General features: G+C 41.9%; 10 protein-coding genes. 3 read left to right on the forward strand and 7 right to left on the reverse strand.

Annotation, left to right across the window (positions count from 1 at the left end):
* The 4 genes from AB6E78_RS22380 to AB6E78_RS22395 all read right to left on the reverse strand — a co-directional run.
* On the reverse strand, window positions 1–931 hold a 931-nt coding region (locus tag AB6E78_RS22380; RefSeq protein ID WP_372134234.1), incomplete at its 3' end, for a hypothetical protein.
* Window positions 932–993: 62 nt separating this feature from the next.
* Complete coding sequence (locus AB6E78_RS22385) at window positions 994–1,248, reverse strand: DUF3653 domain-containing protein (protein ID WP_372134235.1); 255 nt, start codon at window positions 1,246–1,248, stop codon at window positions 994–996.
* A 767-nt stretch (window positions 1,249–2,015) separates the two neighbouring features.
* A complete protein-coding gene (yciH, locus tag AB6E78_RS22390) occupies window positions 2,016–2,327 on the reverse strand; it encodes a stress response translation initiation inhibitor YciH (RefSeq protein ID WP_008221404.1) in 312 nt (103 codons plus the stop codon).
* 3 nt (window positions 2,328–2,330) lie between these two features.
* Window positions 2,331–2,699 carry a DUF3319 domain-containing protein gene (locus tag AB6E78_RS22395; RefSeq protein WP_017060095.1) on the reverse strand — a complete coding sequence of 123 codons (369 nt, stop codon included), beginning with the start codon at window positions 2,697–2,699 and terminating at the stop codon, window positions 2,331–2,333.
* Between the two features lie 100 nt (window positions 2,700–2,799).
* Between AB6E78_RS22395 and AB6E78_RS22400 the strand changes: the two genes are divergently transcribed.
* Window positions 2,800–3,768 (forward strand): tyrosine-type recombinase/integrase, encoded by a 969-nt coding sequence (locus tag AB6E78_RS22400; protein ID WP_102320805.1) that lies wholly within the window; start codon window positions 2,800–2,802, stop codon window positions 3,766–3,768.
* Between the two features lie 143 nt (window positions 3,769–3,911).
* On the opposite strand, the gene AB6E78_RS22405 is transcribed toward AB6E78_RS22400, so the two are convergent.
* The gene (locus AB6E78_RS22405; RefSeq protein WP_102320806.1) at window positions 3,912–4,907 is read right to left on the reverse strand and encodes a D-alanine--D-alanine ligase; all 996 of its coding nucleotides are present in this window, start codon (window positions 4,905–4,907) and stop codon (window positions 3,912–3,914) included.
* Window positions 4,908–5,086: 179 nt separating this feature from the next.
* On the reverse strand, window positions 5,087–5,650 hold the full coding sequence (locus tag AB6E78_RS22410; protein WP_017069919.1) for an SPOR domain-containing protein: 564 nt from the start codon (window positions 5,648–5,650) through the stop codon (window positions 5,087–5,089).
* A gap of 216 nt (window positions 5,651–5,866) precedes the next feature.
* Between AB6E78_RS22410 and AB6E78_RS22415 the strand changes: the two genes are divergently transcribed.
* Window positions 5,867–8,548, forward strand: coding sequence for a bifunctional acetate--CoA ligase family protein/GNAT family N-acetyltransferase (locus AB6E78_RS22415; RefSeq protein WP_017069918.1), 2,682 nt, complete (start codon window positions 5,867–5,869; stop codon window positions 8,546–8,548).
* On the opposite strand, the gene AB6E78_RS22420 is transcribed toward AB6E78_RS22415, so the two are convergent.
* Window positions 8,540–9,427, reverse strand: coding sequence for a LysR family transcriptional regulator (locus tag AB6E78_RS22420; RefSeq protein WP_372113194.1), 888 nt, complete (start codon window positions 9,425–9,427; stop codon window positions 8,540–8,542). The genes AB6E78_RS22415 and AB6E78_RS22420 overlap by 9 nt on opposite strands.
* Window positions 9,428–9,652: 225 nt before the next feature.
* On the opposite strand from AB6E78_RS22420, the gene AB6E78_RS22425 reads away from it, so the two are divergent.
* Window positions 9,653–11,785, forward strand: a complete 2,133-nt coding sequence (locus AB6E78_RS22425; protein ID WP_372134237.1) for a TonB-dependent hemoglobin/transferrin/lactoferrin family receptor — start codon at window positions 9,653–9,655, stop codon at window positions 11,783–11,785.
* Window positions 11,786–11,880: the final 95 nt, after the last annotated feature.

Raw genomic sequence — 11,880 nt, forward strand, 5'->3', positions numbered from 1 at the left:
CGCTTACCTTTCGCAAGTCCTTGCAGGGCAAGGGGCTTCGTAATCTTGCCCTGCCTTGGCGGAGTGAGTGTTTGAGATTTGATTTTACCGAAGACTTCACATCCTGCCCGAAGGTAAAGTGTTTTGGCAAGCGTGCTTCGGAAACGTTGTTATCCACATTCATCTCAGACTTTACAGCTCGAAACAATCGCCCTGGACCTAAAATTTTCGTAGAGTCTTGTGATTGATAGGCGTCTTGTTCAACTAAGGCTTTTACTATTCTTTGATTTAAGCCACCGCCTTGCTCATGAAGAGCCATTCTATGAACTTTATTATCTCTTGCTAACCATTCAGATATATTATTAAATCTTTCTCTACCATTTTTGTTATACAAGTTTCTCAATTCATGGCTAAACGTTATTTTAATCTTAGGCTCATAGCCCAATAATTTTAGAGTTCTTAAAACTGCAGGTTTTGGGGAGTGGTCTAATAAAGACTGCACAAAAGTGTTCATCAATTGTTTATCAGACAGCCCGCCTGTAGGGATTTTAAATCCAATATAGCTATAAATATCAGGAGCCTTTGAAAACAAAGTAGGGAACTTATCAAATGGGCTAGTTGAAGCGGCAATTATTTTTTTTGGTGATGCTAATTTAACTCGTTTATTATTTTCGATTAAAAGCCTACTGTTTCGTCCTCTTCCAGTGAATACATTAATTACCTCACCATCATTTTCAAACTCCAGACGAGAAACTCGGTTAGACTTTAACTTGGGATGATTTTGATTGTACTCTTGCGAAATTTTGAATAGTTCTACGATATTCGCCAACATCCGGCTTTTACCTGTCCCATTCTTACCTATCAGGACTGTAACTATGTTTGAGTGATTAACAACTGAAGAGTCAACTAAAGAATATTCTGCACCATCTAAGTACGCTTTTGTGATTTTCATGATTTCAAGTCTTATTATTCAATTAGTTACATTGTATTAAAAATGCCTATTGAGTACTAGGTCTACTTATATTTGCTAGGAGCCCACGGTGCAGTTTGCATCCTACGTCTACCACGAAATGGCATTAGGTTATCTTTCGCGGCTTGCTTGATTAGATTGTCAATGCGGCCATGCAGTTCAACAAGCTGTCGGTATTCGTTGCGCCAATAGGCAAAACTGAGCAATTCTTTCGGATTAAACTCGCGTCGTTCAGACGTGATCAAGGTGGCACGGTCAAAGTGAACCCTAAATCCATTCCAACGATGATCTAAGGGCAAATAACCGCGAGCGGGAAAGTTTGTGAGTTTCGGTAAAGTAATTTAGCCCATGCGAGCAAGTCTGTTCATGACATTACGTAGATCGGAAGAACACACAGAGTAATCCAATAATCTAACCAACAAACACAAACTTAGAGCGAGCTGTAAGTTGGGTTTAAAAAACTCAGCATGAAAACTTACAGACGAGCTCGTGTGAGAAAACTTAACTGGCTTAGTGGATAACCCAAAACAGAATTCAACGTGTGCAGCCAACAAGAAACACGGTGGCGTGCGTAAAATCTGAAAAAGAAACGACAGCAATGCCCACAAGGTTTACACACAGCGCGGTGAATTATGAGTACAAGAAGATGTAAGTCAGACAGACGGAACAAATGTTCTCGTTGATCTGCCTTGTGTAAACGAATCATGTAGATGTTGGCCACACATATAATGATTGGGTTAAAAGAGCGTTTAGAGAATGCTGGTGAACTCAATATGCTTGAGGCACCAGTTGTATTAAGGGTTTAAGAGAAAACGATGACAAGAATAACTTTGGAAAATAGTGACATTACAACTTTGCGCTTACATTTTTGGTGCGTATTATGTACGTTATGTTAAATGGATTTTGATGTTTATAAGGCAGGTATCTTTGTGTGATGCCCTGCCTTTGTATTGTGCCGATATTCTCTAATTTATACTGTGTATTTAACCATACTAGCTATTTACCATAAAATACCTAATAACCAGTGATAATAATCTTCGATTTTAACCCTGGTATTAGTTAGAGATTAACCGCCAGCAAATTTAACTTTGTAGCCTTTCTTTTCAAGGTGCGCTTTGATCTTGTCGCGCGCGTCACCTTGAATTTCGATGTTGCCATCTTTTACTGAGCCACCGCAGCCGCAAACTTTCTTGAGTTCTGCTGCCATTAGTTTTAATGGTGCGTCATCTAGGTCTAAGCCAGTTACGACAGAAACGCCTTTGCCTTTACGGCCTTTGGTTTCTTTTTGGATTCGAACGATACCATCGCCTTTAGGACGTTGGACTTTCTCTTCTTCAGGCTTAATGCGACCTGTTTCTGTTGAATATACTAGGCTCATAATTTACTTCTTTTGTTGCTCTGCTTTTTGTTTTGCGAGTAAGTAAGCTTCTATATGGCGTTGGATTGCAACCTTGCCGCCTTTGATTAAGCGACCGTTAAACATGCAATACCACGCATTAGGCTCACCGGTGTCATTCTTGATTTGGTAGCCGTTGAAGTTTTCAGTCGAGCCACCAGTTCCTCTCGACTTATTTAATGACATGAATTCTTTTGGATCAATAATAGATGCGGTATCAATCCACCAATCAATACTCTTTTTCACGGCAGCTAGGTTGCCCTGAATAACGTTGTTTTTTAACTTAGCACGCCAAACTGTGTTGTTAGCATCTATCGATTGAAGATGGACGCTTCGGTAAATTGAATTAGCCATATCTATTAATCATCTTTCTGTTTTCACTGCATTAATCATAAGTATACTAATAATGATATCAAGCATAATATGGTAAAAACACCTGTCGAGGTATGGTAATTTGAGAAAAAAAGTCCCTATTTTAACTGACTCTGTGATAATTAATTCATTTGTTGAAAAATTAAACAGCAACGCGACAATAGAAATTATAGATGAGTTGACAGGATTTCAATACTCTCGCAATTCACTGTTGGGCATTTACAGTGATTGGAATCGCTATCATGCGTTCTGTACCAAACATCGTATTAACACACTTCCCGCATCTATAACCGCTGTTCGTCGTTTTCTTGAAACGGAGTCTAACGATAGAAAATACGCATCGCTAAAACGTTACACTGCAACGCTTAGCATGTTACATACTGTGTTGAGCTTTGCTAACCCGATCAAGCACAGGCAAGTTCGCTTTACCCTACTCCACTTACAATCTCAAATGGCCGGTGACGCTAAACAAACCAATGCTATGACATCTGTGCATCTCACTGATTTGAATACGTTACTCTCCCATGAGAAAGCAAACCTGAAAGAGATCAGAGACATTGCTATTTATAACGTGATGTTCGAGTGTGCTTTAAAGCGCTCAGAGCTTAAGTTGTTATCGATGAGTGATGTTGAGTACGTTGAAGATCATTACCAAGTAACAGTCAAAGATTCGGCTTATCAGTTGTCACAAATAGCCAGTGTTGCACTTCAACGTTGGCTTTCGTTTACTGGTATACAAGATGACTTGCCAGTATTTCGTGCGATAGACAAGCATGAGAATATTGGTTTGCAGCCTTTAGATGATTCGTCCATCTATAGGATATTGAGAAGAGCTAGCGACTTACTTCAACTGCCAGAAAATCACCATTTCTCTGGAAATTCGATTCGTGTTGGTGCTGCACAAGAGTTGTCGAAACAAGGTCTTAAGGTTAGAGAGATTCAGGACTTTGGTCGCTGGCTTAGCCCTGCCATGCCAGCCCAATATGTGGGTTTCACGGGAACGGCTGAGAGTGAGAAGATGAAGTTTAAGGCGCTAATACCTTGGCAATAAACGGTTCGTAATTACTTGGCTATAAGTTGTGGCTAAATGATAGATTCGTAAAAAACGGCTAGCTTTAAAAACAAAAAGTGCCTTGGCGAAAGCTTAAGGCACTTTTGGGTTCAGCTCTAAGTGAACGAAAACGAGTTAGAAACCTAAGAAAGGCTTGTTCTCACGCAGTTTTCTAAGAACTGGCTGAATTTGTGGCCGTCATGCTCAACCATTTTAGGGAACATGGAGATTGGCGTCATACCTGGGAAGGTGTTGACTTCGTTCAGGTAGATCTCGTTGTCTTGCGTTAAAAAGAAGTCGATACGAGACAAGTGACGAAGCTTCATCTGGGTGAAGACTTTTCGTGCGCTGTCTGCAATCAATTCACGCTGTTCGTCAGTTAAATTACTTGCTTCAACTTCAGTGATCGAGTGGCTGTCTGCACTGTACTTCTCTTCGTAAGAGTAAAATGCGCCATTCGGTGCAATCACCTCACCCGGCTTGCTGATGTGTAGCTCGCCATCGATTTCATAAGCAGCAATTTCTAGCTCTCTAGGCACCACTGATTTCTCAACCAATACTTGGTCCGAGAAAGTGAACGCCTTGTTGATAGCCTCGCTTAAATCTTCTACTTGGTTAACTTGGTAACAACCTACAGAAGAACCTTGACGAGCCGCTTTCACAAACACTTTACCCCAGTTTTCAAATGCTTGAGTTGCTTGTGAGTGAGCTTGATCATTGTTGTCTGATAAGAACAGGTACGGCGTGTTTGGAATACCAAGTGCGTCGTACCAAAGCTTTGACGTGATTTTGTTAAAGCTGTTGTTGCTTGCTTCTGGACCACAACCTAGGTATGGAATTTTAGCCATTTCAAACAGTGATTGAATGTCACCTGTTTCACCAGGGAAACCGTGTATGCAAGGCACAATGAAATCGACTTTAGATGCTAAATTGTCACCGCGTAAGGTTTGGTCGTTAATATCAAGATAAACCAATTCACCTGAATCAAGACACCAGCCTTCGTTCTTAATTTCAACTCTTACAACGTTAAAATCTGCAACGCTATTAAGTTGATCAAAAAGGTAATTGGCTGAAACTAAAGATACTTCATGCTCTGAAGATCCACCGCCGCAAAGTAGAAGGATGTTTGTGGTGTTCATGGGTAAATTCGGTCCTTGAAACTAGGAGTACTGACTTCAATGATAAACAAAAGTCGAGATAGGTACAGTGTTTTGATTGTTAAAATTGCGTTCGAAAGATCGAGCGATTAACTATTAAACAAAACAGCGAGTCTTAAAACAAAAGAAGGAGCATTTGCCCCTTCTTTATGAATCAAAACTTAGTTCAACTTGTTAAGCGTTGGGTATTCAGAGTTCTTGATGTCATCAATGCTCTTAACGAACGGCTTCAAGTTTTGGAAAGTGTTCGGCAGTGTTGAGATTGCCTTTTTAGCTTCTAAGCGTGTTGCGTAGTCACCATAAAGTACCGTGAACCACTTAGTGCCGTTAACCATTTTGTAGTTTTCCCAAACTGGTTGAGAAGTCGTAGGTAGCATTTTCACGAAAGAATCGACTTTACTTTGGCTGCCAACAGCAACAACTTGAACTGTGTAACCAAAACGTTGGTTCATGTCTTGTTGTTTCTTGGTTGGGCCTGTCACTACTGCAACTGGCTTAGCTTGAGTCGTTTGAGCGACTTTCTGTTCAACAGGTTCGGTTCTGATAACGTTGACAACATTTTCTTCAACAACGCTTGTTTGCTCAGATTGAGATACAACTGGAGCTTCAACTTTTGCCGTTTTGTACTCTTCTTGATAACTATCTGAAGTGACATTGGTAACGTAGTCGTCAGATACACATGCAGCCAAGAGCAGTGGCAAAGTCACAATTGCAAATTTTTTCATGGAAAGCTCTATATCCTTAATAATAATTACTATAAATCATGCCGATACGTCGGTTTAGAATCAAGTTAACTTTGGGATTATATACCATTAGTGGGTGACCTATTTCACAAACTTTATGCAGGGTTTGCTTATTCATCTGAATTCGGTGAATTTGCCATCAACCTGTGAGTGCAAAGTAAGTTACGATGAACTTACGTGCATTGCTAGGATATGTCTATGAATCATCTTGATCCCCTACTTAAACCCCGTTCAATCGCTGTTGTTGGTGCTTCTCAACGAGAAACACGCGCAGGATATATTGTTATGAACAATTTGTTGCATGGGGATTTTAAAGGTGCGGTGATGCCGGTTACGCCGAAATATGATTCAGTGGCCGGTGTGCTTTCTTACAAGAACATTTTGTCGTTACCGATTGTTCCTGACCTCGCAATCTTGTGTACCAATGCGACCCGTAATGTCGCTATTTTTGAAGAACTGGCTGAGAAAGGTATAGCCTCTGTCATTGTGCTTTCTTCAGACATGCAGCAAGAAAGCGATAATGGTGAGACGTATGATGAACGATGCCTAGCGATTGCCAAAAAGCACAACATTCGAGTGTTGGGTTCCAATAGTTTGGGGGTGATTGTTCCTTGGTTAAATTTGAACGCCTCATTCTCTCCAGTGACAGCATTACCCGGTAAGATCGCCTTTGTTTCTCAGTCGGCAGCTGTGTGTACCACTATTCTCGATTGGGCTAATGACAAAGAGATCGGTTTTTCGGCGTTTATCTCTATAGGCAATGGTAGCGATATCGAATTCTCGGAGTTATTGGATTATCTCAGTACCGACTCTCACACCGAAGCGATATTGCTTTATGTAGACAGCATTACTGATGCGAGGCGCTTTATTTCTGCAGCGCGTGCGGCTTCGCGTAACCGACGAATTTTGGTGTTGAAAGGCGGTCGAACGGCGAAAGGCAGAGCCGCAGCAATGGCTCACACTGGCGGTGCCGACACATTAGATATTATTTATGATTCCGCAATCCGACGCAGCGGCATGCTACGAGTTAAGAACTTACATGAACTGTTTGCTGCGGTAGAAACACTGACTCATTCAGTACCATTGCGAGGCGAGCGCTTGGCTATTGTTACTAATGGTGGCGGCCCTGCGATTATGGCTGTGGACACCCTATTTGACCGCGGTGGTAAGCTCGCAGAGTTTTCAGAAGAGACACTTGATAAGTTGAACAAGGTTTTGCCATCGAGTTGGTCTCATAGCAATCCTATCGATATTGTCGGCGACGCTGGTGATCAACGTTATATCGACACTATAAACATCTTACTCGATGGCGATGAAGCAGACGCGATTCTTATCATGCACAGCCCTTCAGCGGTCGCACATTCCGCTAAAACGGCAGAACGAATTATTGAAGCGATTAAGAAGCACCCTCGCCACAAGCGCTTTAACATCCTGACGAATTGGTCTGGTGAGCTAACAGCAAGGCCCGCACGAAAGCTGTTTACCGAAGCGGGTTTCCCAACTTATCGGACCCCTGAAAGCTCTGTGGTCGCATTCATGCACTTAGTCGAGTACAGACGTAACCAACGTCAGTTAATGGAAACGCCGACCACTGCAGAAAAAGTACACATTGAAGATCTAGCAGATGCGAAAGGTTGGATAGAAAGAAAACTACTGGATAAAGATACAGTTAGCCTTGATACTCACCAAAACAGTCAGTTTTTCAAAAGCTTCAACCTCGATGTGTTACCAACTTGGATCGCTTCTGACCCAAGTGAAGCGGTACACATCGCTGAAACGATCGGTTATCCCGTCGCAGTAAAATTACGTTCGCCGGATATTGCACATAAGTCAGACGTACAAGGCGTGATGCTCAATTTGCGAAACAGCAGTGAAGTTGCCAATGCGGCTCAGGCAATTCTCGATCGTTCTCAATTATCCTTCCCTACAGCAAACATCCACGGCTTGTTAATTCAAGGTATGGCTAAGCTCGCGGGCGGCCAAGAGTTGCGTATTAAGGTTACAACAGACGAAACCTTCGGCCCAATCATATTACTTGGACAAGGTGGTTCGGAGTGGGATGAGTCGATTGATGCCGCAGCTGCTTTTCCACCGCTCAACATGACACTGGCGCGTTACTTGATTATTCGAGCGATAAAAAGCGGCAAGATTCGTCTACAAAAACTCCCTAACCCCATCGATATAGAAGGTTTGTCTGAGTTATTGGTACGTATATCGCAAATGGTAGTGGATTGCCCTGAAATACATGATTTGGATATCCATCCAGTACTGGCCAATGGTGACAAGTTCACGATATTAGATGCCGATATCATCTTGAAAGCGTACGAAGGCGATCCACAGGAACGTCTTGCGATTCGCCCTTATCCGGTCGAGCTTGAAGAACGTATCCAGCTAAAAGATGGAACCGAAGTGTTGTTACGCCCTATTCTTCCCGAAGATGAACCGCTTCATGCTGACTTCATTAACCGTGTGTCTAAGGAAGATCTCTATAAGCGTTTCTTTAGTGATGTCGGTGAATTCAATCATGAGGCGTTGGCGAATTTCACTCAGATTGATTTCGATAGAGAAATCGCCTTTGTGGTCGTTCGCGAGGAACAAGGCGTTCCAGCGATCATCGGCGTGTCCCGTGCGCTGATTAACCCTGAGAACACAGACGCCGAATTCGCAATATTGATTCGTTCTGACCTTAAAGGTGTTGGTCTAGGTCGCATTCTTATGACCAAGGTTATCGATTACTGCCGTGCGAAGCAGACCAAGCAGATGTCGGGTATGACGATGCCAACCAATAGAGGGATGCTGACACTAGCTCAAAAGCTCGGTTTTAAGCTAGATATCAGTTTTGAAGATGGTACTGCAGATATGGTGTTACCGTTACTTTAACGCCCATGTCTTTTTAAGATGTTGGATACACCAAGACTTGGCGTCGCCCATTTTGTTGCGCCGCCAAGCCATTACTATATCAATAGGCTGCGGCTCGGTACCGGAGATCTGCTGTAGAATGCCAGATTCAATCAAAGGTTTAGCGACACTATTCGGCAAGGTTCCAATCCCTAGCCCTGATGTCAAAGCCTCTACTTTTGCAGGAAAGCTCGTCACGGTTAATCGTGGCTGTTTTTCTAGAATATTGATACTTAGTGCAGGCTGTTCGCGCGCGGTATCTGCAATAGCAATAACCCTGTAACTTTCTCTCGCCTTTTGGTCGAATTCACCAGAACGTTTATGAACATAGTGGTTTGATGCCGCTACCCAAACCATTTCCATTTTACCGATAACGTCACTTTTCATGTCGTTTGGGATAGTGTCAACCTTTGGGCACACCAGTAAATCTGCTCTGCCGTCTGAAAGGGATTCCCAACACCCTGCTAAGATCTCTTCTTGCAAACGAACGCGTGTTTTACTGATTTTTCCTAGTTCATCTACCAGTGGGAAAAAGTTAGCAATCGGGATAATGCCATCAAAGGCGATGGTCAAATCGAGCTCCCAACCGTTGGCTAGAATGCTTGCCTCGTTAACAAGGCGTTCTGTTGCTCCAAGAATTACCCTACCTTGCTCAAGTATCAACTGGCCCGCTTCTGTGAAGTTTGCACGATGTCCAGAGCGGTCAAAAATCATGATGTCCAGATCTTGTTCAAGCTTCTGGATTTGATAACTGAGTGATGAAGGTGCTCTGTCCATTTCATTGGCTGCAGCGGCGAAACTTCCACGTCGGTCGATGGCATCTAATATGTGTAATGCTTCAAGTGTTATTGGACTATGCATCAGTTTCCTACTTTATAAATGAGAGGTTAATCACAAAAATGGAAGCATTCACCAGATAAATGGAACCATTAAAGGTCTTTTAATACAAAGAGTTATACGGTTTAGGCGTGTTTGTAATGACAAAAGTACAAATAAATTGAAATGCAAATAATAGTAATTATCATTTAGATCCAATATTATCTTTCGCAAATCAAGATAATACTATGGAATTAAGGTAACTATCAGATGTATAAGCAATCCCTACTCTCTGCTTCAATCGTTTTAGCGCTTTCATCAACATCAGCCTTTGCTGAAGATTATGCCCTATTTGACGAGGTTGTTGTATCTTCGACTCGTACTAATCAACAACTTGAAGATGTTGCTGCGTCGGTAACTGTGATTAACGATAAAGATATCGAAAAAAACATGATTACGGATGTAGAAGACTTATTTAAGTACACACCAGGTGTCACGGTGACTACGAATTCTCGCCAAGGGATTCAAGGTATTAACATTCGTGGTATGGAAGGTAACCGAGTAAAGGTTATCGTTGATGGAGTATCACAAACTAGCCAATTTACTCCAAGTGGTACTCAGTCATATAACTTCATTAACTCTTCACGCATTGATGTTGATACGGATATGTTGAAGTCTGTCGAGATTGTTAAAGGTGCGGCTTCTTCTCTGTATGGTTCTGATGCGATTGGTGGTATTGCTGCGTTCGAAACAAAAGACCCGAGTGACTTTTTAAAAGACAAAGACTTCGGTGGCCACGCGAAGTTCAACTACTCTTCATCTGATAATACCTTTAGCGAATCGGTTGCTTTAGCAAATCGTATTGGCGACCTAGAAACGTTAGTTGCTTATACTCGCAGAGACGGTGAGCAAACTGATAACTTTGGTACACCTGATGAGCAAGATACTCAGAACAACAACTTGTTGGTTAAGCTTCAGTACCAATTAAACGAACAACACCGTTTAGAGTTTTCTGGTAACTTCATTGAGAATTCTGGTGATACCGATTTAAATAGTGCAAGTTACACCGACTACACTGGCGAAGACACAACTAGCCAACAGCAAATCGGTATCAAACATATTTGGGATGCTGACCTAGCGTTTGCAGATACTGTTACTTGGCAAGCTGACTGGCTGAGCAAAGAAGAGAATGGCGTAACTAATCGTACTTCTAATGGCGGTATGTTCCTACCTCCGGCAGGTAATGTTCAGAAAAAGGACTATATCTACGAGGATGAAGGTTATCAATTTGATGTGCAATTCGATAAGTTCTTCATGACGGGTAATGTAGAAAACTACTTTATCTATGGCGCTTCATATTCGGACAAAGACATTAAAAACGTTAATAACGAATATAACTCTATCAGCGCAGACCAAGTTATTTTCTACATCCCTGCCGCATCTGAAAGAAAATATGGATTCTTTGCTCAAAATGAAATGACGATCGGAAATTGGATGATTACTCCGGGTGTTCGTTTTGATGGTTTTGAAACTGATCCAGGTGATACAAGTCAAAACCCAAGTGGTAACCCAGAAGAGTCTTATGCAAAATATTCAGACTCAGCTGTTACCGGACGTTTGGGTACAACTTACACGCTTAATGATGAAAATAAGATCTTCGGTCAAATCAGCCAAGGCTTTAGAGCTCCTGATTTCCAAGAGCTTTACTACTCATTTGGTAATCCTGCTCACGGTTATTTGAATGCCCCTAACCCTGACTTAGAAGCTGAAGAAAGTATTTCATACGAGTTAGGTTGGCGTCATAACACAAATTATTCATCAAGCGAAATCGCCATCTTTTACAGCGATTACGATAACTTTATTGATAACGTAGCAGTTAGTGGCTCAGCCACTCCTATGGATCCAACAATATATAAGAATGTAAATATTGATGAAGCTGTAATTAAAGGTATCGAAGCGTCAAATACACTGTCTTGGAATAGCTTCATGCCAGTGAAAGGTGTTAGTACTCGTGTTTCTGCAACGTATACTGAAGGTGAAGATGGCGAAGGTAATCCTCTTAACAGTGTGAACCCTTGGAACGCTGTTGTTGGTTTTAACTATGATGCTCCTTCAGCACTATGGGGTACGTCGCTTAACATTAGCTATACTGCAGGCAAGAAGTCTAGTGATATCAACAGCGATGGTTTGAGTGATGAAATTCTACCAATTGATTCAGCAACTGTAGTAGACCTAACAGCATACTACTTGCCGATGAAGGATCTTACGCTTAGAGCAGGTCTCTTCAACGTTACGGATGAAGAGTACTACTCGTGGAATGACGTTCGTGGATTCTCACAAGAAGATAAAGATTACACGCAAGCAGGTCGTAACTGGTCAATTACAGCTAAATACGAATTCTAATTCGTTAAGAACCTGAATTGCAGATACTAAAAAGCCAGCTAAATTGAAGTGACCCCGTAAAGTTGGACATTTCTGTTAAGCGGCTTTCAAGGCCT

This window comes from Vibrio sp. 10N.247.310.98 (assembly GCF_041467395.1).
GTDB lineage: Bacteria > Pseudomonadota > Gammaproteobacteria > Enterobacterales > Vibrionaceae > Vibrio > Vibrio crassostreae_C.

Coding starts and splice junctions, on each gene's coding strand:
- yciH (WP_008221404.1), bottom strand. CDS start 2,327: ATGAGCCTAGTATATTCAACAGAAACAGGTCGCATTAAGCCTGAAGAA.
- AB6E78_RS22395 (WP_017060095.1), bottom strand. CDS start 2,699: ATGGCTAATTCAATTTACCGAAGCGTCCATCTTCAATCGATAGATGCT.
- AB6E78_RS22405 (WP_102320806.1), bottom strand. CDS start 4,907: ATGAACACCACAAACATCCTTCTACTTTGCGGCGGTGGATCTTCAGAG.
- AB6E78_RS22410 (WP_017069919.1), bottom strand. CDS start 5,650: ATGAAAAAATTTGCAATTGTGACTTTGCCACTGCTCTTGGCTGCATGT.
- AB6E78_RS22415 (WP_017069918.1), top strand. CDS start 5,867: ATGAATCATCTTGATCCCCTACTTAAACCCCGTTCAATCGCTGTTGTT.
- AB6E78_RS22420 (WP_372113194.1), bottom strand. CDS start 9,427: ATGCATAGTCCAATAACACTTGAAGCATTACACATATTAGATGCCATC.
- AB6E78_RS22425 (WP_372134237.1), top strand. CDS start 9,653: ATGTATAAGCAATCCCTACTCTCTGCTTCAATCGTTTTAGCGCTTTCA.